The 20,718-nt window shown below is 67.7% G+C and carries 15 protein-coding genes; 8 read left to right on the forward strand and 7 right to left on the reverse strand.

The annotated features are described in order from the left end of the window. The first annotated feature begins 197 nt into the window (after positions 1-197). Together NFU08_RS01865 and NFU08_RS01870 are read left to right on the forward strand one after the other, a co-directional pair. A complete protein-coding gene (locus NFU08_RS01865) occupies positions 198-1,781 on the forward strand; it encodes a hypothetical protein (protein WP_251420278.1) in 1,584 nt (527 codons plus the stop codon). A 3-nt stretch (positions 1,782-1,784) separates the two neighbouring features. Further along, the gene (locus NFU08_RS01870) at positions 1,785-2,231 is read left to right on the forward strand and encodes a hypothetical protein (RefSeq protein WP_188731251.1); all 447 of its coding nucleotides are present in this window, start codon (positions 1,785-1,787) and stop codon (positions 2,229-2,231) included. 35 nt (positions 2,232-2,266) lie between these two features. Here the strand turns inward: NFU08_RS01870 and trmB are convergent, their stop codons facing one another. Both trmB and NFU08_RS01880 read right to left on the reverse strand, forming a co-directional pair. After that, positions 2,267-3,190, reverse strand: coding sequence for a tRNA (guanosine(46)-N7)-methyltransferase TrmB (trmB, locus tag NFU08_RS01875; protein WP_174175221.1), 924 nt, complete (start codon positions 3,188-3,190; stop codon positions 2,267-2,269). Between the two features lie 36 nt (positions 3,191-3,226). Further along, positions 3,227-3,646 carry a hypothetical protein gene (locus NFU08_RS01880; RefSeq protein WP_251420280.1) on the reverse strand — a complete coding sequence of 140 codons (420 nt, stop codon included), beginning with the start codon at positions 3,644-3,646 and terminating at the stop codon, positions 3,227-3,229. Between the two features lie 162 nt (positions 3,647-3,808). Between NFU08_RS01880 and NFU08_RS01885 the strand changes: the two genes are divergently transcribed. After that, entirely contained in the window at positions 3,809-5,113 is a 1,305-nt protein-coding gene (locus NFU08_RS01885) for an MFS transporter (protein WP_251420281.1), read from the forward strand. Between the two features lie 8 nt (positions 5,114-5,121). Continuing rightward, positions 5,122-6,510 (forward strand): MFS transporter, encoded by a 1,389-nt coding sequence (locus tag NFU08_RS01890; protein ID WP_251420283.1) that lies wholly within the window; start codon positions 5,122-5,124, stop codon positions 6,508-6,510. Positions 6,511-6,574: 64 nt separating this feature from the next. On the opposite strand, the gene NFU08_RS01895 is transcribed toward NFU08_RS01890, so the two are convergent. After that, on the reverse strand, positions 6,575-7,339 hold the full coding sequence (locus tag NFU08_RS01895) for a bifunctional 2-polyprenyl-6-hydroxyphenol methylase/3-demethylubiquinol 3-O-methyltransferase UbiG (protein WP_174175213.1): 765 nt from the start codon (positions 7,337-7,339) through the stop codon (positions 6,575-6,577). 327 nt (positions 7,340-7,666) lie between these two features. Here NFU08_RS01895 and NFU08_RS01900 point away from each other — a divergent pair, with 327 nt between their 5' ends. Next, positions 7,667-9,574 carry a DEAD/DEAH box helicase gene (locus tag NFU08_RS01900; RefSeq protein WP_251420285.1) on the forward strand — a complete coding sequence of 636 codons (1,908 nt, stop codon included), beginning with the start codon at positions 7,667-7,669 and terminating at the stop codon, positions 9,572-9,574. Positions 9,575-9,662: 88 nt separating this feature from the next. Here NFU08_RS01900 and NFU08_RS01905 read toward each other — a convergent pair whose 3' ends face one another. Continuing rightward, a complete protein-coding gene (locus tag NFU08_RS01905; protein ID WP_174175209.1) occupies positions 9,663-10,313 on the reverse strand; it encodes an MBL fold metallo-hydrolase in 651 nt (216 codons plus the stop codon). 179 nt (positions 10,314-10,492) lie between these two features. Here NFU08_RS01905 and betT point away from each other — a divergent pair, with 179 nt between their 5' ends. Genes betT through NFU08_RS01920 form a run of 3 tightly spaced genes read left to right on the forward strand, consistent with a single transcriptional unit; the run spans position 10,493 to position 15,758 of the window. Continuing rightward, a complete protein-coding gene (gene betT / locus NFU08_RS01910) occupies positions 10,493-12,676 on the forward strand; it encodes a choline BCCT transporter BetT (RefSeq protein ID WP_251420287.1) in 2,184 nt (727 codons plus the stop codon). After that, complete coding sequence (locus NFU08_RS01915; protein WP_174175207.1) at positions 12,673-14,172, forward strand: aldehyde dehydrogenase family protein; 1,500 nt, start codon at positions 12,673-12,675, stop codon at positions 14,170-14,172. The genes betT and NFU08_RS01915 overlap by 4 nt, the downstream gene beginning before the upstream one ends. Before the next feature lie 5 nt (positions 14,173-14,177). Beyond that, a complete protein-coding gene (locus NFU08_RS01920; protein WP_174175204.1) occupies positions 14,178-15,758 on the forward strand; it encodes a GMC family oxidoreductase in 1,581 nt (526 codons plus the stop codon). Between the two features lie 59 nt (positions 15,759-15,817). Here the strand turns inward: NFU08_RS01920 and NFU08_RS01925 are convergent, their stop codons facing one another. The 3 genes from NFU08_RS01925 to pulA all read right to left on the reverse strand — a co-directional run bounded on the left by NFU08_RS01925 (position 15,818) and on the right by pulA (position 20,638). Further along, a complete protein-coding gene (locus NFU08_RS01925) occupies positions 15,818-16,810 on the reverse strand; it encodes an aldo/keto reductase (RefSeq protein WP_174175202.1) in 993 nt (330 codons plus the stop codon). A gap of 64 nt (positions 16,811-16,874) precedes the next feature. Further along, positions 16,875-17,513, reverse strand: a complete 639-nt coding sequence (locus NFU08_RS01930; RefSeq protein ID WP_174175200.1) for a nucleoside/nucleotide kinase family protein — start codon at positions 17,511-17,513, stop codon at positions 16,875-16,877. A 47-nt stretch (positions 17,514-17,560) separates the two neighbouring features. Beyond that, positions 17,561-20,638, reverse strand: coding sequence for a pullulanase-type alpha-1,6-glucosidase (pulA, locus tag NFU08_RS01935; RefSeq protein WP_174175198.1), 3,078 nt, complete (start codon positions 20,636-20,638; stop codon positions 17,561-17,563). Positions 20,639-20,718 lie beyond the last annotated feature (80 nt).

Here is a 20,718-nt window from a genome sequence, read left to right on the forward strand (position 1 = left end):
GTGCCACGCCCGGGCGGTACTGGAACAGTAGCCTCCCCTGTGGCCTGGCCGCGGCGGTTGCGCCCCGGCCAGGCCGCGCCCGGTTGCCTGTGACACGGGGCGATGGGGAGGGATGCCCATCGCCCCGCCGTGGCAGCCGTGCAACGATATGGACCAGCGATTGAACACGCACCGCGAACTTCTTCCGGGGGAACACCATGACTTTTTACGGCGCTGACGTCAGCCAGCTGCGGGCCTTGGCCAAGGCCGCCGACAGGGCGGCGTCATCGCTGAGCACCCAGGCAAGCTCACTGCACAGCCAGATCCAGTCGGCGCCGTGGAAGGGCAGCGACGGTGACCGGTTCCGGCAGGAGTGGAGCGGAAGCCACCGCCCAGGCCTGGAAAAGGTGGTGTCCAGCCTGCGGGAGAACTCCAGGATCCTGCTGCAGCATGCCGAGGAACAGGAGAAATCATCGTCATCGTCCCCGGCCGGGACCGGCGGGAACAGTGCCTGGGACCGGATCACGTCACTGGCTGACCAGGCCCGGGACTGGCTGCGGGAACAGGCAGCCGCCGCAGCAGCAGCCGCTGAACACCGCCGGGAGCTGCAGTCGGATCTGGAGCGCATGCTGGAGGCAAGCCCGGAAGAGCAGGCCGCCTGGTGGGACAGCCTGTCCGCAGCCGACCGGCAGTACCTGATCGAAGGCGGCAATGACGCCGGCCCGTTTGCCCGGGACCTCATGCGCATGGACGGCGGGATCCCCGCCTCCGTGCAGGAGGAGGCCAGGCAGCACCTCCAGGAGCTGGCCAAGGCGGACATCCCCGTCTACTCCGAGACCGGCACGGCTTCCATTGAAGCCCGCGTCGCCTGGGTCCACGGCGGCGCCGAAGTGGGCACCGAGGTGGTGGAGAACGCTGACGGCTCCGCCACCATGAAGGTGTACGGGAACATGGGCCTGGGGGTGAATGACACCACCGGCGCTGCGGGAGTCACGCTCAGCGGCGAGGTTTCGCGCGAGTACACGTTCGGAAGCGTGGAGGAGGCCATGGAGGCCCGGGAACAGATGTACCGGGACCTGCCGCCGGACAGCGTGGGCGAGATCAAGGATGTGGCCGGCAACCCGCCGGGCTACATCCTGGACACCATCAACGAGGCCGCGGGCGACAACGGCTCCACAGGCCAGACGGACAAGGCCAAGGGCACCCTGTCCCTTGAAGCAGAGGGGGAGGCAGGCGCCGGCTCCGGCTCCGCGAAGCTGGACCTGGCCTACGAACGGAACCTCACGGACGGGACCGCGACGGCGGGCGGCGAGGTCTCTGCGCAGGGCAAGCTCAACCTGGACGGCCGGGTGTTCGAAGCCTCCGGCAAGGGCGGCCTGCAGGTCAGCCTGGACAAGGACAGCAACATCGATTCGGTGACGGTGTCAATGGACGGAACTGTAGCGCAGGGCGTCACGGCAGGCACGGACGTCAAGGCGGCCAAGGTAGAGTCCTCCGTCAGCGTGGGCAGCCAGGGCACCGTGAAGATCAACGTCGACTACACACCGGAGAACAGGGACGTCATCGACAGCTACCTGCGGAACGTCGCCCTGGGCAATGACTACGGCGCGGCCCGGGACGCGGCGAAGCTCTACGAGGCCGGGTCTGCCACCGTCCAGGTCAACAGTGTTGTCACCGCCTCCCACGAGGCGGGCCTTGACGTGAAGGTGGGCGAGGTGGAGGTCAAGACCGAACACCAGGCCACCACCAACGTGTCCACGTACTATAAGGTGCCCAACGACACCAAGCTCGAGAGGCTGTGATCCATGTCAGTGCACATCGAATCCCCGCTGGGGTTCACCGCAGAATTCCCCGAGCACACCCAGGTCCTGGAGGATTCCACCGCCGGGCCCAACACCGAGCAGTACGGACTCCTGGGCGACGTCCTGGTGACCGTCATCAAGGACGATGCATCCGTGCAGGGTGCCCCGCAGGCGAACGGGTGGGCGCACCTGATGTCCGAGTTCTACCGGGAAGAGCGGGGTGGTTCCCTCCTTGCCGAGGGCGAACTGAACCTTCCGGGGAAAGCTGCGTACGCCGTGGTGGTGGGTTACAACGACGCCGGGGGTTCGGCGAAGGTTGCAGCGACAGTGGGCGTCTGGGAGAACGGGCGGTTCATCGGAGTGGTGGTCATCTGGCCCTCTACGGACCCGTCCATTGAACCGAGGCTCGGGATGCTGAAGGAGATTGTGGCCGCCATCAGCGTGGCCTGACCCGGTCGCTGGCCGCTCCCTGTCCCCAGCGCTGGTCAGCGCCGGCGGTAGCAGAGGTCGAAGATCAGCCGCCCGGCCTCGTGGGCTTTTGCCTCGAAGCTGGTCCGGATCCTTCCTTCGAAGCGGGGTGCCCAGCCGCCCGTTTCGTCGATGCCTTCGTTGGGTCCGGTGTGCGCAGTGCTGACGGGAGCCCGGCCTTCCCTGACCGGGGCCCCGCCCACCACGGACTCGACGCCGGACTGCCATACCTGCGTCAGGGGGCTTTCCGGCCCGCGGCGCTCGCCGGTGTGGAGGTTTTCGAAGTCTTTGGAGTCCGCCAGGACGTCGCGGACGTGGACGGCGTAGTTCGACCAGTCGGTGGCAATGCGCCACAGCCCGCCCGGTTTCAGCGCCCTCGCCGCAAGGTCCGCGAACTCGGGCTGGATGAGGCGGCGCTTGTGGTGCCGGGACTTGTGCCAGGGGTCGGGGAAAAAGACCCAGAGCTCACTGACGGATCCGGGCGGGAGCATGGTGGCCAGAACCTCCGGGGCATTGGCCTCAACCACCCGGACGTTGCTGAGTCCGCGGCTGTTGATCTTGATGATGGTGTTGGCCAGGCCCGGGGTGTAGACCTCCACCGCCAGGAAATCCGTGTCCGGGTTCTGTTCGGCGGCATGGCACACGGCATCGCCCAGGCCGGAGCCGATTTCCACAATCAGGGGAGCCGTTCGGCCAAACTCCGCTTCGGCGTCGAAGGTGTAATCCGGGTGGACGGAGGTGTTGGCAACGTGCCGCGGGACGTCCACAGCCCACCGTTCCGCATGCTCCTCCCAGGCCGCCTGCCGCCGGCCCTGCAGGCGCGTGCCGCGGCGGACAAAGCTCACCGGCCGTCCGCCATACGTGCCGAAGGAAGCCTGTGTTCCGGGCGTGACGGGCCTCGGGACATGCGGCTGCTGGGGGTTTTCTGGGGATTCGCTCATCCCTTCCAGAATAGCGGCGCAGGAGAGGAGCTTCACTTACAGGTTCCCCAGCAGGTCAAGCGCAGGACCCAAAGCAAGGGCCACGACTAAACCGGCAATGCATGAGGCGGCAGCCGCCGACGGCCGGTCAGGCGATGACTCAGGTGAGCGATTGATGGCATGTATCGCCAAAGCCAGGGACGGTACAGCAAAAAGGAGCGGCAGGCTGAAGAACACCAAGGGGGTCACCCAGGGCATCTCCGACGGCCCCTCTGAGGGATAGGTGGCAAGCATCGCGAACATGGCCAGTGGGGCGGTGATAACCATGCTGGCCAAGGCAAGAATGGCCAAGATCAGGCTGGCTGTTGCCCCGCGAACGTTGCGGTCTTCGAAAGCTTCATGGGCTTCCGCTTTACGAAGCGACTCGTGCTGCGCCGTCCGTTTCTCCGGGGGCTCATTTGGTGGCGGAACACCCATTTGCTCTCCTGGTGCTCTTATGGGCTGATGACTGATGACGTGGGCCGGCTCGTTTGACTGCGCCTGACTGCAACTCCACGGTACGGAGGCAGCGGAGGCCCCAGAAGATGTCGCATCCCGTATGTGGATAACCGGGGAAACAAGTCCTGCAAGAATGGGCGGGTGAGGGAAGCGACGAACGCCGGGGCAAGGAAGCAGCGGACTGATGAACCTGCGGCGGGGGAGCAGCCGGCAGGCACCCTGGTGGATGCCGAGGTTGATGAGTCGCCTGCGGCCGGGCCCACGCGCGTTGGGAGCCGCCGGCAGCTCGCCTACCTGGGGCTCTGCCTGGTCCTGATCGGCCTGAACCTGCGCACAGTCTTCTCCAGCTTCTCGGCGGTCCTGCCCGAAGTGACGGCCCAGGCCGCACTCCCCGGCTGGGCCGTGGTGGTGCTGACCACGGTGCCCGTCACCCTGCTGGGAGTGTTCGCGCCGCTTGCCCCGGTCCTCGCCAGGCGGTTCGGCGCTGAGCGGGTGCTCCTCGGCGCCATGGCCGTCCTCACGGCCGGGCTGCTGCTCCGCCCCGTTGAGCTGCCGGGAGCCAGCCACCTGCCCGGGCTGCTCGCCGGGACAGCCGCATGCGGAGCCGCCATCGCCCTGTGCAACGTCCTGCTGCCCGGGCTGGTCAAGCGGGACTTCCCGCACCGGCTGGGCTTGATGGGAGGGCTCTACACCACGGCCATCTGCGCCTCGGCGGCACTCGGGGCGGGCTTCACCTACCCGGTGTACACGGCCTCGGGGGAGTGGACCCTGGCGCTGTGGTTCTGGGCCGCGCCTGCCGCCGTCGTACTTTTGCTCTTCCTGCCGGTGGCACTCCGCCAGCCCCGCATCCGGCACCAGGCTGTCAGGGACGGCGTCAACGTGTGGCGCTCCGCGGTGGCCTGGCAAGTGACCATCTTCATGGTGCTGCAGGCCATGATGTCCTTCAGCGTCTTTGCCTGGCTGGCCCCGATCCTGCGGGAACGGGGCGTGGACGGAGCCACGGCCGGGCTGATCGTCTCCGTGTGCATCGTGCTGCAGATGCTCGGCTCACTGTTTGCCCCGGCGCTCGCAGCCAGGTTCCGGGACCAGCGTGCCATCAACACCGTGGTGGCCCTGATGACCGGCGGCGGCTTCGCCCTGAGCATCTTCGGTCCCCTTGACCTGGTCTGGGTGTGGGCGGGGCTGCTGGGCCTTGGCCAGGGAAGCCTCACCGCCGTCGCACTCACCATGATCATGCTCCGCACCCGCGACGGGCACACTGCGGCGCACCTGTCCGGCATGATGCAGGGCGTGGGCTACGGGCTGGGCTCCACCGGGACGCTGATGGTGGGCCAGCTGCATCAGGCCACCGGGTCCTTCACCGCTGCCGGAGTCCTGTTCCTGGTGGTCGGCCTGCTGGCCGCGGTCTTCGGGTACCGCGCCGGCCGCAACAGGTACGTCAGCTGAGGGACAAGGTGCAGGATTCCGTGGTTCCAGCCACCCGTCCGGCGTCGGGAATCCTTGCCGGCCCGTACCTCTGGGTGACCGTGGGCACGTGCGCCCTGGTGTTCCTGGCAGCGTTTGAATCCCTTGCCGTCACCACCATCATGCCCCTCGTCAGCCGCGAACTCGACGGCGCGGCCCTCTACGCCCTCGCCTTCGCCGGTCCGCTGGCCACCGGGGTGATCGGCATGGTTGCCGCCGGAAACTGGTCCGACCGGCGCGGACCCACGGCCCCGCTCTACACCTCCGTCGCGTTGTTTGTGCTGGGACTGCTGATCGCGGGAACCGCTGCATCGATGCCGGCGCTCGTGGCAGGCCGCCTGGTGCAGGGCCTCGGCGGGGGAGCCCTGACCGTCTCGCTGTATGTGCTGGTGGCCCGCATCTACCCCGGCGCGCTGCACCCAAAGATCTTCGCGGCGTTCTCGGCCGCGTGGGTGATCCCGTCCCTCGTGGGCCCGTTCGCGGCCGGCGTCGTGGCGCAGGTCTTCAGCTGGCACTGGGTGTTCCTGGGCGTTGTGGGCCTGGTGATCCCGGCGCTGCTGATGATCGCCCCTGTCCTCAAAAGGCTGGACAGCAAACCCGCCGGGCAGCCCGCCACACCCTGGGCAGTGGGCCGGCTGGCGTGGGCAGCGCTGGCCGCCGCCGCGGTGCTCGGGCTCAACCTGTCCGCCCAGGTGCGCGTTCCCGGCATCCCCGCAGCCGCAGGCGCCCTTGCCGTCGTCGCTGTAGTTGTGGCGCTGCTGGCAGTCCGGCCGCTGGTTCCCCGGGGCACCCTCACTGCCCGGCGCGGCCTGCCCAGCGTCATCCTTACCCGCGGGCTCGCCTCCGCCGGGTTCTTCGGCGCGGAGGTCTACCTGCCCTACCTGCTGATCGAGCAGTACGCCTTCCCGCCCACCCTCGCGGGCCTGACCCTCACCGCCGGGGCACTGTCCTGGGCCGGCGCGTCAGCCGTCCAGGGCAGGCTGGGTGCCGGGCTGCCGCACCGCCGCGCCGTGGGCATCGGGGCGCTGATGGTCCTCGGAGCGGTGGTCCTGGCCCTGGCAACGGCAGCGCTCAATTGGCCGGCCGCCGTCGCCATAGCAGGCTGGATCTCCGCCGGCGGCGGCATGGGGCTGCTGTATCCGCGGCTCAGCGTGATGACCCTGGCACTGTCCACCAAGGAGAACGAGGGCTTCAACAGCTCCGCCATGTCCATTGCGGATTCCCTGGGCGGGGCGCTGGCGCTCGCCACCACGGGCATCGTCTTCGCGGCGTTTACGACGACGGCGGGTTCCTTCGCCGGGGTCTTTGGCCTTGCCGCCGTGCTTGCCGCCGCCGCAGCCGCCGTGGCGCCCCGGGTCGCCGCCGCCAAAACCCCCTGAGTTTTTGTCAAGGCAGGGGTGAGGCCTCGGAAGCCTGCATGTCCGGACAAAACTCCATCGGGGGTCAGGGGAGCCGGGTTGCGCGCACCACGACGTCGGCGATGGTTGCCTGCTGGCCCTCCGGCCCCGTCACCGGCCGCTCCCGGCTGGTCTGGACCTCCAGCTGCCACCCTGGTCCGGCAAGTCCCAGTTCCTGGACCAGCTCATCGCCGGTGTAGAACATTCCCCGGTGGTGGTGCCCGGCACCGCCCCACGGCGGCAGCCGGTCCGGGTGGTGGCCCACCACCAGCAGCGTGCCGCCGGGCTTGACCGCTGACGCGGCCGTGCGCAGCGGCCCCTGCCAGGCGAGCTCCTGGGAATGCAGGAACTGCGCTGTCACCAGGTCGAAGGACGCCCCGGGCTGCCACTGCTCCAGGTCCGCCTGCTGCCAGGTGATCCGGCTCGCGATGGCGCCATCCGCGGCATGGACGCTTTCCCGGGCGAGTGCCGCCTTCTCGTGCGAGCGGGCCCGGTCCAGCGCCACCGCGGAAACGTCGACGGCGGTGACGGTCCAGCCCTGCTGGGCGAGCCAGATGGCATCCGCGCCCTCACCGCAGCCCAGGTCCAGTGCCTTTCCCGGCCGCAGGCCCCCGGCTTCCCGGACCAGTTGCGGGTTGGGTTTGCCGCTCCACATCTGGGGTTTGCTCCGGTACCGCTCATCCCAGGTGGCAGCTGCGTCCGCTGGGCCGCCTATCGCCGCGCCCCCGGCAAGCGTGCCGCCGGAAAGGCCGGCGCCGCCGTCGTGCGGGTGATGCTGCGTGTCATGCTGGTGGGCCGCGTTTTCGCTCATGCCCCAAGCCTGCCCCGCGCCGCCATTCAAGGCAACGGGGAGGGACTGGGGAAACCTGCCGGCGGCGGGATGCTAGACTGGTGGAACTTGATGTGCAGTGATGCCCAGGTTTTCCTGTTCGGAGGTACACCTCCAGCCAGGGACTGGGCTTTTTTCATGTGAGAGGCACATCCTGCGTCGATGAACGCGTTCCATTTGGTCCCGGCTGACTGCCAAAATTTGCAGCGGCCCGGTTGATCACCTGACTTTTCTTCGGCGAACCCCTGGTCCAACCGGCATCGGGGGCCGATATCCGCCTGGATACCGCCTGAAAGACCGTATAAATACATGACTACTTTTTCTGCCCTCGGTACACCCAAGGCCCTTGCAGACACCCTCACCGCACAGGGAATCGTTGAACCGTTCCCCATCCAGGTCAAGACCCTCCCGGACACGCTGTCCGGGCGTGACGTCCTGGGCCGCGGCCGGACCGGATCCGGTAAAACCATCGCTTTCGCCATCCCGCTTGTAGCAAGACTCGCTGAGCGGGAAGCCAAGCACTTCCGCAAGCCCGGACGCCCCATGGGCCTGGTCCTGGCGCCCACCCGTGAGCTGGCAACCCAGATCAACGCCACCATCGAGCCGCTGGCCAAGGCCGCCGGCCTGAACACCACCGTGATCTACGGCGGCATCTCCCAGGCGCGCCAGGAAAAGGCGCTGCGTGCCGGCGTCGACATCGTCATCGCCTGCCCCGGCCGCCTGGAGGACCTGATCCGCCAGCGCGTCCTCACCCTTGAGGCCGTGGAGATCACGGTCCTGGACGAGGCGGACCACATGGCCGACCTCGGCTTCCTGCCCGTGGTGAAGAAGCTCATGGACATGACCCCCAGCCAGGGCCAGCGCCTGCTCTTCTCCGCAACACTGGACAACGGCGTGGACAAGATCGTCCAGCGCTACCTGTCCAACCCGCTGACCCACTCCGTGGACGATCCGCAGGCTGCGGTCACCACCATGGAGCACCACGTGCTGGTGGTCAACGACCAGACCGTCAAGAAGCAGCTGATCGTTGAGCTTGCCTCCGGTGCAGGCCGCCGCGTACTTTTCATGCGGACCAAGCACCACGCCCGCAAGCTCGCCAAGACCCTGACCGACGCCGGCATCCCCGCCGTCGACCTGCACGGCAACCTGTCGCAGAACGCCCGCGACCGCAACCTGGCCGAGTTCTCCTCCGGTGACGTCCGCGTCCTGGTGGCCACGGACGTCGCAGCCCGCGGCGTGCACGTGGACGACGTCGAACTGGTCATCCACGTCGACCCGCCCACCGAGCACAAGGCGTACCTGCACCGCTCGGGCCGTACCGCCCGCGCCGGTTCCGACGGCACCGTGGTCACGCTGACCCTCCCGGAGCAGCAGACCGACGTCAAGAAGCTGATGAAGGCCGCCGGCGTCGAGGTCAACTTCGAGCGCGTCACCGCGAGCTCCCCGCTGGTTGCAGAACTGGTGGGCGAAATGGCCGAGAAGATCGATCCGCGCACCCGCGCAGCGCTGCTGGCCAAGAAGGCCGCACAGCAGGGCGGCGGCACCTCCACCGGTGCCAACGCCGAGCGCAAGCGGGCCCGCCGCCAGGCCGCACCCACTGCAGGTGGACGTGGCGGACGCGGTGGACGCGGCCGGGTTTCGGCTGAGCCCACCCGCACCGACCTTCCCCGCGCCGAGCGCCGTGCCGTCGCTTTTGAAGGCCGGACCGAAGCCCGGGCAGCTTTCGACCGGGTAGCTGAGCAGAACGAGGACCGCGCAGTGGCGGCAGCAGCTGCCCGCCGCAACAACCGCGGACGCGGCACGGCCTCCACGCACCGCAACGACGTCCCCGCGGCAGGTGGCCGTGCATCGGCTGGCCGCGGTTCGGACGGGCGTGCAGAGTCACGCGTCACCCGCAGTGACGCCCCGCGTGGCGGCACCGGCCGCCCGGCTTCCTCAGGGCGCCCGGCTGCTTCCGGCGGCCAGCGCAGCGGTCGCCCCGCAACGGGCCAGCGTGCAGCAGCAGGTGCAGGTGCAGGTGCAGGTGCCCGTACCGGTGGCGCCCGCTCCGCCGGTGCAGCTTCGGCCGGCGGCGGCAACAAGGCCGTCTGGTCCTCCAACACCGGCGGCACCTCCGGCGGATCCTACGCCGGCAACGGCGGCGGTTCCGGCCGTCCCGCCCGCAGCGGTCCCCGCCGCGCATCGGCCCCGGCGTCCAACGAACGGCGCAGCCGCTAATCCCCACTAGTTCCCCCATCGAGTGCTCCGTAGTTGTCCTTTAGACGCGTCATAAAGACAACTACGGAGCACTCGATGCGTTTAACGGCTACCAGCCGCGGGCACGCCACTCCTCGAGGTGGGGCCGTTCGGCCCCCAAGGTTGTCGGCTTGCCATGGCCCGGGTGCACCACGGCGCCATCCGGGTAGGCCCCGAACAACCGCTCGCTCACATCGGTGAGGAGCTGGTTGAACCGCTCCGGGTCCTTCTGGGTGTTGCCCACACCCCCGGGGAACAGCGAATCACCGGAGAAGATGTGCACGGGTCCTTCCGGGGCCTCATAAACAAAGGCAATCGAGCCGGGCGTGTGACCGCGCAGATGGACCGCCGTCAGCGAAAAGCCGTCCACGGCGACCGTATCCCCGTGCTCCAGGTTCCGGTCCACCGCAACCGGCAGCGCGCCGGCGTCGTCCGTTCCTGCAGCGGTGGGGGCGCGGGTGGCCTCCACGAGCTCCTTCAACGCCCGGACGTGGTCCCAGTGCTGGTGCGTGGTGGCGACCAGTCCCAACCGCGGGGCCGCGGACGTGTCCGCGGCACTGTCTGCCAGCAGCTGCCGAATGGCCGGCGCATCATCCGCGGCGTCGATCAGCACCTGTTCGCCGCTGGCTTTGGCAGTGAGCAGGTACACGTTGTTGTCCATCTCGCTGACCGAAATCCGGCGGATGGTGATGTCACGGAGGTCGTGAATGAGTGAGTCCATGGGCTTCAGTCTGGACTAGTGACCGGACTCATAAAAGTCGGCCCTTCGGGAAACGGCTTGGTAGCGTCGAAAACCAAGCCACAGTCACTCATGGTGCGGGCTGGGGTCTTTCGGCTGTGTCCGAAAGCCAATGAGCCGACGTCGTCCGCACCACAGCCTCAAAACTGGAATGGGACACGATGAGCCACAACGCAACGCCACCCGCGGCCACCGCGGGAGTAAAAAACGCTGATCCACAGTCGCAGCAACCACCGGGCGGGAAGAACTCCCCGGCCGCCGACGCCGGCCCCGAAGCCACCACCCGGGTGAACAAAGCCGTGTTCTTCGGCTCCGCTTTCGGGGTGCTCGGCATCGCCGTGTGGGCCATTGTTGCCAAGGACAACGCAGAAGCCGTGATCGGATCCATGGTGGGCTGGGTGTCCACCAACATGGGCTGGTACTACTTCCTGATCGTCACCGCGGTAGTGGTCTTCGTCCTGTTCGCCGCAGTATCCCGTGTGGGCAGGACCAAGCTGGGCCCGGACCATTCCAAACCGCAGTTCGGAATGTTCACCTGGGCGGCCATGCTGTTCGCGGCCGGAATCGGCATCGACCTGATGTTCTTCTCCGTTTCCGAACCCGTCAGCCAGTACCTGGCGCCCCCGCAAGGGGAAGGCGGAACCGCCGAGGCCGCCCGGCAGGCTCTCGTATGGACGCTGTTCCACTACGGCATCACGGGCTGGGCCCTGTACGCCCTGATGGGACTGGCGCTGGGCTACTTCTCCTACCGCCACAACCTGCCGCTGAGCATCAGGTCCGCGCTGTACCCCATCTTCGGGAAGAAGATCGAAGGCCCGATGGGGCATGCGGTGGATATCGCCGCGCTGCTCGGCACCATCTTTGGCATCGCCACCTCACTGGGCATCGGCGTCGTGCAGCTCAACTACGGGCTCAACTTCATGTTCGGCATCCCGGAGAACCTTGCCGTGCAGATCGGCCTGATCGCCCTGTCCGTGGTGATGGCCACTGTGTCCGTGGTGTCCGGCGTGGAAAAGGGCATCCGGCGGCTTTCGGAACTCAACGTGATCCTGGCCGTGGCCCTGATGCTGTTCATCCTCGCCACCGGCAAGACGAACTTCCTGCTGGACGGGATCGTCCAGAACATCGGTGACGTGGTGAGCCGTTTCCCCGCCATGACCCTGGACACGTTTGCCTATGACAAGCCCACAGAGTGGATGAACGCGTGGACCCTGTTCTTCTGGGCATGGTGGATTGCGTGGGCACCCTTCGTGGGCCTGTTCCTGGCCCGCATCTCCCGCGGCCGCACCATCCGGCAGTTCGTGCTGGGCACCATGACGGTCCCCTTCCTCTTCATCGTGCTGTGGATCTCCATCTTCGGAAACTCCAGCCTCGACCTGGTCATGGGCGGCAACATGGCCTTCGGCGACGCTGCCATGAGCCATCCGGAACGTGGCTTCTACAGCCTCCTGGCTGAGTACCCGGCTGTCCCCCTCACAGCGGCCGTTGCAACATTCACGGGCCTGCTGTTCTACGTGACATCGGCGGACTCCGGCGCCCTGGTGATGTCCAACTTCACCTCACACCTGAAGGACGCGGACTCCGACGGCCCTGAGTGGATGCGCGTGTTCTGGGCTGTGGCCACCGGGCTGCTGACCCTGGCCATGCTCACGGTCGGCGGGGTCACCACGCTACAGAATGCCACGATCGTCATGGGCCTTCCGCTGTCCCTGCTGCTGGTGTTCATCATGCTGGGCCTCTACAAGGCCCTCCGGGTGGAGAACTCGCTCAACGACAGCTACCGCGCCAGCTTGCCCGGCATCATCACGGGCCGCTCCAGCGACCTGCGCGGAGGACGCACCTGGCGGCAACGGCTCAGCCGCGCCATGAGCTACCCAGGGCGGAGGCAGACCATCCGGTTCGCTGAAACGGTGGCCGTCCCGGCACTGCAGGAAGTTGAAGCCGAACTCAAAGCACAGGGTGCGGAGACCGCGCTGACCGTCACCACCGTGGAGCCCTGCGGCATCCGCAGCATCGACCTGCAGCTGCCCATGGGCGAGGAGCGGGCCTTCAAATACCAGATCTACCCGGTGCAGTACGAGACGCCCAGCTATGCCACGCGCAGAGCTGATCCGGACGACCACTACTACCGCATGGAGGTGTTCTCCCAGGAGGGCAGCTACGGCTACGACCTCATGGGCTACACCAAGGAACAGGTCATCACGGACGTCCTGGACCACTACGAACAGCACCTTGAATTCCTGCACCTGAACCGTGCAGCCCCCGGAAACACCGTCCTGGTTGAGGACCAGGTGGCAAAAGACAACTGGGAATCCGACTTCGACATGCAGGAGGAAACGAAATGAGCAAGGCAACGCTTTACATCGGCGGGAGCTGGACCGCAGCGTCCGACGGCGGCACCCGGGACATCCATTGCCCGGCCGACGGCGGACTCGTGGGGTCTGTCTCGGAGGGGACCGCCGCGGATGCGGACCGTGCCGTGGAGGCGGCGAGGGCTGCCTTCGACTGCGGCGAGTGGTCCGGGAAATCAGCCCTGGAGCGGGGCACCTTCCTGGTCAGCGTCGCCACCCGGCTGCGGGAGCGCAAGGACGAGTTTGCCCGTGCCGAGACGCTGGACACCGGCAAGCGCCTGGTGGAAAGCGAGATCGACATGGACGACATCGCCAACTGCTTTGAGTACTTCGGCAAGCTTGCCGGCCAGGATTCAGGCCGCGTGGTGGATGCCGGCAGCGCCACGGTGGTGAGCCGGATCGAATACGAGCCCGTTGGCGTGTGCTCGCTGATCGCCCCGTGGAACTACCCGCTGCTGCAGGCCGCCTGGAAGATCGCCCCTGCGCTCGCCGCGGGCTGCAGCTTCGTCCTCAAGCCCAGCGAGCTGACCCCGCACACCTCCATCCTGATGATGGAGGTCCTTGCGGAGCTGGGACTGCCCGACGGCGTCGCGAACCTTGTGCTGGGCGACGGCAGGACCGTGGGCCCCGTCCTTTCCGGCCATCCGGAGGTGGACCTGGTGTCCTTCACCGGCGGCCTGGAAACCGGCAAGGCCATCGCCGCCTCGGCGGCAGCGTCGGTCAAGAAGGTGGCGCTGGAGCTGGGCGGCAAGAACCCCAACATCGTCTTCGCGGACGCCAATTTCGACGCCGCCCTGGACAACGCCCTCAACGCCGCGTTCGTCCATTCCGGCCAGGTCTGCTCGGCCGGCGCCCGGCTGATTGTGGAGGAGTCCATCGCGGAGAGGTTCGTGGATGAACTGGTGCGCCGCGCGCAGCAGATCCGCCTCGGCGGCCCGTTCGACCCGGACGCCGAGACCGGCCCGCTGATTTCCGCCGCCCACCGCGACAAGGTCACCGCTTACGTCGAGAAGGGCATTGCCGAGGGCGCCCGGCTGCGCTGCGGCGGTGCGTGGGGCGAAGGCGAACTCGAGAAGGGCTTCTACTACCTGCCCACCGTCCTGGACCAGGTCAAGAGCGGCATGTCCGTGGTGGTGGACGAGGCCTTCGGCCCCGTGGTCACCGTGGAAACCTTCACCTCCGAGGCGGAAGCCGTAAAACTGGGCAACGACACCCACTACGGCCTGGCCGGTGCCGTCTGGTCCCAGGACGCCGGCAAGTCCCAGCGTGTGGCCCGGGCATTGCGCCACGGGACCATCTGGATCAACGATTTCCACCCCTACCTGCCGCAGGCGGAATGGGGCGGGTTCGGCCAGTCCGGCGTCGGCCGTGAACTGGGGCCCACGGGCCTGGCCGAGTACCAGGAAGCCAAGCACGTCTACCAGAACATCGATCCGCAGGTGACCGGCTGGTTCGCGGACCACGCCGCCGCACCTGCAGGGAGGAACTAAGGCACATGGCAGCAAAGACGGAATTCGACTACATCGTGATCGGCGGCGGCTCCGCCGGGGCCGCCGTGGCGTCACGCCTGAGCGAGGACCCGGCCGTGGAGGTGGCCCTGGTGGAAGCCGGGCCCGATGACCGGAACCTTCCCGAGATCCTGCAGCTGGACCGCTGGATGGAGCTGCTGGAATCCGGCTACGACTGGGACTACCCCATCGAGGAGCAGGAAAACGGCAACTCCTTCATGCGCCACGCCCGGGCCAGGGTCATGGGCGGCTGCTCCAGCCACAACTCCTGCATCGCGTTCTGGGCGCCCCGCGAGGACATCGACGAGTGGGAGCAGAAGTTCGGCGCCACCGGGTGGAACTCGGACCTGGCCTTCCGTCTGTTCAAGCAGCTGGAAACCAACGAGGACGCCGGCCCCGACGCACCTCACCACGGCGACAGTGGACCGGTGCACCTGATGAACGTCCCGGCGTCGGACCCTACGGGCCGGGCCATGCTGGAAGCCTGCGAACAGTCCGGCATTCCGAAGGCGCAGTTCAACACCGGGGAAACGGTGATTAACGGTGCCGGATTCTTCCAGATCAACCGCCGCGCGGACGGTACCCGCTCCTCCAGCTCGGTGTCCTACATCCACCCGATCATGGACCGCGGGAACTTCACGCTCCTGACCGGGCTGCGCGCCAAGGAACTCACCTTCGACGCCGCCAACCGCTGCACCGGCGTCGCAGTGGTGGACAACGGATTCGCCAGGACGCATGAGCTCACGGCGCGGGCCGAGGTGATCGTTTCCACCGGAGCCATCGATTCCCCCAAGCTGCTGATGCTTTCGGGCATCGGCCCGGCCGCCCAGCTGGAGGAATTCGGCATCCCTGTCCGCGTGGACTCACCGGGGGTCGGCGAGCACCTGCAGGACCACCCCGAGGGTGTGATCCAGTGGGAGGCCAGGCGGCCCATGACGGAGACGTCCACGCAGTGGTGGGAGGCCGGCATTTTCACCACCACCGAGGAAGGCCTGGACCGGCCCGACCTGATGTTCCACTACGGCTCGGTGCCGTTCGACATGCACACGCTGCGGCAGGGTTTCCCCACCACGGAGAACGGCTTCTGCCTCACGCCCAACGTCACGCATGCCCGCAGTCGAGGAACCGTGAAACTGCGCAGCAAGGACTTCCGGGACAAGCCCAGGGTGGACCCCCGCTACTTCACCGACGCGGACGGCCACGACATGCGTGTGATGATCGCCGGCATCCGCAAGGCCCGCGAAATTGCCGCGCAGCCGGCGCTGGCTGACTGGGTGGGAACCGAGCTGTACCCCGGCCCGGACATCCAGAGCGATGAGGAGATCACCGACTACATCCGGAGGACCCACAACACCGTGTACCACCCCGCCGGGACTGTCCGGATGGGCGCGGCCGACGACGGGATGTCACCGTTGGATCCCGAACTGCGCGTCAAGGGCGTCACGGGGCTGAGGGTGGCTGACGCGTCCGTCATGCCGGAGCTGACCACCGTGAACCCCAACATCACCACCATGATGATCGGCGAACGCTGTGCCGAGCTGGTCCGGGAAGCACGTTCCGCCTCCTGACCTGACGCGTGCCGAAGGGCGGCCCCCTGGGGGGCCGCCCTTCGGTGTCGTGTGAGGCTCTATTCGCGCCCTTCGGACACCCACGTGGGATCGGCTGAGCGGGAACCGACGACGGCGTCCGACGCTTCGCCGAGCGCGTCCAGGTGCGCCGGGGCGAGTTCCAGGTCCAGGGCGCCGAGGTTCTCGTCTATCCGGTGGGCTTTGCGGGTGCCGGGGATGGGGACGACGGGCAGCCCCAGCCTCCTGCCCTGCGCGAGCAGCCAGGCGAGGGCAACCTGCGCGGGCGTCGCGCCCAGGCTGTCCGCCACGGCCTGCACCGTGTCCACCACCGCCCGGTTGGCACCGGCGGCATCGGGTGCGAAGCGGGGGATCCGGCGGCGGAAGTCCTTCTCGCCCAGGCTGGAGGCGTCCACGGTGCCGGTGAGGAATCCCCGGCCCAGCGGCGAGTACGGCACAAAACCGGTTCCCAGGGCGGCAGCGGCAGGAACGACGTTGCGTTCCACGTCACGGCTCCAGATGGACCACTCGCTCTGGACCGCCGCAATGGGGTGCACGGCGGTGGCTTCCTCCAGCTCCTGGGCCGTTACTTCGGACAGCCCCAGGTGCCTGATTTTGCCCTGCTGCACCAGCTCCGCCATGGCTCCCACGGTTTCCGTCAGGGGAACGCGGAGGTCGCGGCGGTGCATGTAGTAGAGGTCGATCACGTCTGTGCCCAGCCGGTGCAGGCTGCGGTCCACGGCCTGGCGGATGTAGGCGGCGTCGCCGCGGATGTCCGTGTAGCCGTCCGCCGGCGTGCCCACCAGCCCGAACTTGGTGGCCAGCTGGACCTCGTCCCGCCGCTCCTTCAGAAGCTGGGCGACCAGTTCCTCGTTGCTGCCCCCGCCGTAGATGTCCGCAGTGTCGATGAAGGTGACACCGGAGTCGACGGCGTGGTGCAGCGTGCGGAGCGCGTCCTCCTGGTCCACCTCCCCGTACACGGGCGTCAGGGCCATGCCGCCGAAGCCGAGCGGGCTGGCAGTGAGTCCGTCTCCGAGGGTTACTACGTGTGCCATCAGTTCTCCTGGTTCCTCGCCGTGACCGGCGCCGTTTCGAGATGCCGTTGGTAGTGGCAACTTCCTAGTGCCAGGGAATAATCCTGCTGGCCGCCGGACGGGTGGCCTCGATCAGCACGGCGTTGGCCTGGTCCGGGCCGGCTGCCCACGCTTCCGCCGCGGCCCGTTCCATTCCGAATGAGATGTGCCGTTCCACCAGCCGGTTCAGCCGCAGCGCCGGGGGTACATCGACAAACCAGACCTCATCCAGCTGCGCCCGGATGTCCTTCCACGGTTCCTGCTCAAACAACAGGTAGTTGCCTTCCGTGATCACCAGAGGGACTTCCGCGGGAATGGCGATGGAGGCCGCCACCGGTTCATCGAGGGTGCGGCGGAACTCCGGCGCGTATACCACTGCCTCGTCCCGCCGCACCAGGCGGCGCAGCAGCGAAAGGTACCCGCCGGCGTCGAACGTGTCGATGGCCCCCTTGCGCTGCCGCAGCGGCGTGCCCTCAATGATGGTGTTGCCCAGGTGGAAACCGTCCATGGGCACCACCACCGCCTCACCGGGCCCGAACTGCTGCTGCAGCCAGGCAGCGAACGTGGACTTTCCGGCGCCCGGTGCCCCCGCGATGCCCAGCAGTATCCGCCGCCCGACACCCGGCGCGCCGCGAACGGCATGGCGCAGCCCGGCGACGGCTGCGGAGATCTCGGGGGAGTCCATGGCAAAAGCCTAGACTGCCCGGGAAACCGTTGGGCTGCCTCGCGGGCCTAGCCGAGCTGGAACACCGCCACGGTGCGGGCCGGAACGGTGAAGGTTCCGGTCGCGGGATCGTGCGCGGCCGTCTTGACCACAGGATCGGTGCCGCCGGACTGGACCGGGTGCAGGCCGTAGGACGCGCCTGCCGTGGCGGCCACCGTCTGGCTGACTGTGTCATCGGCGGCGTTGAAGACCACCACCAGCCCGCGCAGGTCCTTGTCCACATCCGGGCCCACGGAGTCGTCGATGTGCATGACCACCACGCCCGGAGCCTGTCCGGGACCGCCGTCGGGGAAGGACACCTTCTGCTGGACCAAACCGGCCTCGCCGAGGTGGAACAGCGGCGTGCTCTTGCGGATCTGCAGGAGCTCAGCAGCCCGGCCGCGCGCCTCAGCGATGTCGCTGGTGGCCGGCTTCTGTGAGGGGTCTGCCAGCAGCGGGCGCATGTAGCCGTACTTGTCCTCATTGTCCGCCTTGGGCGGCAGTCCCCGGCCGAAGCCATTGGTGCCGTCCGTGTGGTCCATGATGTTGAACCAGTCGCCCGAATCGTAGCTGTTGCGGTCCAGGGACTTGCTGCGCAGCGCTTCGCCGCCCGCGTGCCAGAAGGAGATGCCCTGGCCAAAGGCCGTGGTGCTGAGGGCAAGCGTCTGCATCCGGGTCCGCTCCGCCATGGGGGTGTCCTGCGGCAGCTTCAGCGCAAGGGCGTCGAAGAGCGTCTCGTTGTCATGGGCCTCCACATAGGTGACGGCCTCCTGCGGGTCGCTCGTATAGCCTGCGGGAGCACCGTTGTACGGCACGTCCGCCCCCGTGACGGTGGCGCCGGTGCGGTCCACGAAGGAGTAGTCCTTCAGGTTGCCTGTCAGCCCCACCTTCACCAGGTCCTGGGCCAGCAGGAGTGCTTCCTTCTGCTGTTCCGGGGTCCCGTTGGCAGGGGAGCTGTTCGGGTCCGTATAGAGTCCGGACGCGAAACCCTGGACCCGGGGGTCGGGGTCGAAGGGGCCGCCGCCGCGCACGGCATCGCGCAGGCGGTCGTTGAAGGTGCCGATGCCGGTGCCGGCCATGTTTTCCTGGGTGGCCTGGACGAACCGGGCGTTGTTGGCCACCTCGCCGAAGTTCCAGCCCTCCCCGTACAGGGTGATGGCCTTGCCGTCCACGCCGTCCTTGGCCAGGGTCAGCTGGTCCAGGGCCGCCCGGACGTCCAGCATGTTCTGCTTCGAGTGGTGGCCCATGAGGTCAAAGCGGAAGCCGTCCAGCTTGTACGTCCTGGCAAGCGTCACCAGGGAATCGATCATGAGCTTGCCCATCATGGTGTTCTCGGTTGCCGTGTTGGCGCAGCAGGTGGACGTCTCAAGGGACCCGGTGCCGGGGTTCAGGCGGTGGTAGTAGCCCGGAACGATGCGGTCCAGGTTGTTGCTCCCGGACTGTCCGGCACTCGAGGTGTGGTTGTAGACCACGTCCTGGATGACCCGCGCGCCGGAGGTATTCAGGGCAGCCACCATCTCGCGGAATTCGGTGATCCTGGTGGCGCCGTCGGGATTGGTGGCATAGGAGCCCTCCGGTGTTGTGTAGTGCAGGGGATCGTAGCCCCAGTTGAACCCGTCCCTGGCTGCAGTCTCCGCGACGCAGGCCTGCTGCTCCTCCGAATCCGCGGGCAGGGCGGCGAGGTCGCAGGCCGGTTCGAGCTGCTCGCTGCGCCGTTCCTCGATGGTGCCGATGTCATTGACCGGGAGCAGGTGGACTGCGTTCATCCCGGCGTCCGTAAGCTCGCGGAGGCGCTGCATGCCGTTGCTGTCGGTGTCCGTGAAGGCCTTGTAGGTTCCCCGGTGCGCCTCCGGCACGGTCTCATCCGTGATGGAGAAATCGCGGACGTGGAGTTCGTAGAGGGAGAGGTCCTCGGGCTTGGTGAGGGTCGGTTTCTGCAGCTTCTTCCAGCCCTCGGGGGCCAGCGCCTTGTCCTCCAGGTCCACGAAGAGGCTGCGCCCGGAGTTGGCGGACAGGCCCACGCTGTAGGGGTCGGTGACCAGGTTCCGTTCAACCTTGCCGGTTTCCGGAACAAAGACCTCCACCTCGTACAGGTAGTAGGCGCCCTTCCAGTCCTTCTCTCCGGTCATGGACCAGACGCCGTCCCGGGACGGTTCCATGGGGCGGCTGGAGACGGGGTCGCCGCCGGAGCCTGATGCGTAGGTGTGGATGGTGACGCTGCGCGCCGTGGGCGCCCACAGGGAAAGCTCCGGCCGGTTGCCCTTCCAGCCCAGCCCGAGTTCACGCCCCGCCGCGTCCTGGTAGAGAGCGTCCAGGACCCCGGGGACCTGGACTCCGGTGGCGGCGGTGACCTGGCCGTCCGCACCGACGGCGGCAACGAGCAGCTGGCCCTTCAGCAGTTCCTTGGCCCGCGCTGCGTCGCCTTCGGCCAGCCGCAGGGAGGCGAATCCGGAGAGGTGGGGATACTTGGCTGCCAGTCCCGCATCCAAGGTCTGGTTCGTCTTCTCAAGTGGTACGTAGCTGCCTCCGGTGACCTGGCCGTCCGCCACAGCCAGGCCGCCGTCGGGCGCGCTGTAAAGCCGGTAGGTGGTTCCCTCCGCCGCCGGCGCCTGCCACGCGATGGTGTCCGCCGACAACCAGTGCGCGCCAGCCTCGGCGCCGAGGGCATCGGGGACATTGTCCGTGAGGGTGTGGCTGGCGTGGTCGTAGGTAAAGGTCACAGGCCCGCCCGGGGCGTTGAGCACCAGGTCGCCGCCGCCGGCAGCGCCGCCTGCGCCGTAGTTTTCATCCCATGAATTGTTCAGGGCAACCTTCATCCCGTAGGTGCCCGCAGGGATATCGAACGTGGCGCGGTAGAGCGAGGCGGAGCCCTCCACCGGCTGCAGCCTGCTGGCCGCGCAGTCGGGTTGCCAGTCCCCGGGGCAGCCGATCTCGGACTGCAGCGAACCGACGAGGGCCACGGCTTGCGGCACAGCGGTGTGATCCGCGGAGGCCGGGAGGGCGAGGCCGCCCAGCGCCAGGGGAGTGGCGCAGGCTGCCGCCAGCGCGGCTGCCAGTTTTCTGTTGAGCGCAGGCGGTGGCCCGGCTGGTAGGGATTTGTGGGACATGGAAGACCTTCCTTGGAAACGCCCCGAACGGCAACGGTGGGGAGCGGGGTGTCCCAAGAGCCTAAGTTTCGCCTCCTACG

The sequence above is a fragment of the Pseudarthrobacter sp. NCCP-2145 genome, from assembly GCF_023708005.1.
Taxonomy (GTDB): domain Bacteria; phylum Actinomycetota; class Actinomycetes; order Actinomycetales; family Micrococcaceae; genus Arthrobacter; species Arthrobacter oxydans.

Excerpts from the sequence above, each read along its gene's own strand:
- NFU08_RS01865 (WP_251420278.1), top strand. The coding sequence starts at position 198 with ATGACTTTTTACGGCGCTGACGTCAGCCAGCTGCGGGCCTTGGCCAAG.
- NFU08_RS01870 (WP_188731251.1), top strand. The coding sequence starts at position 1,785 with ATGTCAGTGCACATCGAATCCCCGCTGGGGTTCACCGCAGAATTCCCC.
- trmB (WP_174175221.1), bottom strand. The coding sequence starts at position 3,190 with ATGAGCGAATCCCCAGAAAACCCCCAGCAGCCGCATGTCCCGAGGCCC.
- NFU08_RS01880 (WP_251420280.1), bottom strand. The coding sequence starts at position 3,646 with ATGGGTGTTCCGCCACCAAATGAGCCCCCGGAGAAACGGACGGCGCAG.
- NFU08_RS01895 (WP_174175213.1), bottom strand. The coding sequence starts at position 7,339 with ATGAGCGAAAACGCGGCCCACCAGCATGACACGCAGCATCACCCGCAC.
- NFU08_RS01900 (WP_251420285.1), top strand. The coding sequence starts at position 7,667 with ATGACTACTTTTTCTGCCCTCGGTACACCCAAGGCCCTTGCAGACACC.
- NFU08_RS01905 (WP_174175209.1), bottom strand. The coding sequence starts at position 10,313 with ATGGACTCACTCATTCACGACCTCCGTGACATCACCATCCGCCGGATT.
- betT (WP_251420287.1), top strand. The coding sequence starts at position 10,493 with ATGAGCCACAACGCAACGCCACCCGCGGCCACCGCGGGAGTAAAAAAC.
- NFU08_RS01915 (WP_174175207.1), top strand. The coding sequence starts at position 12,673 with ATGAGCAAGGCAACGCTTTACATCGGCGGGAGCTGGACCGCAGCGTCC.
- NFU08_RS01920 (WP_174175204.1), top strand. The coding sequence starts at position 14,178 with ATGGCAGCAAAGACGGAATTCGACTACATCGTGATCGGCGGCGGCTCC.
- NFU08_RS01925 (WP_174175202.1), bottom strand. The coding sequence starts at position 16,810 with ATGGCACACGTAGTAACCCTCGGAGACGGACTCACTGCCAGCCCGCTC.
- NFU08_RS01930 (WP_174175200.1), bottom strand. The coding sequence starts at position 17,513 with ATGGACTCCCCCGAGATCTCCGCAGCCGTCGCCGGGCTGCGCCATGCC.
- pulA (WP_174175198.1), bottom strand. The coding sequence starts at position 20,638 with ATGTCCCACAAATCCCTACCAGCCGGGCCACCGCCTGCGCTCAACAGA.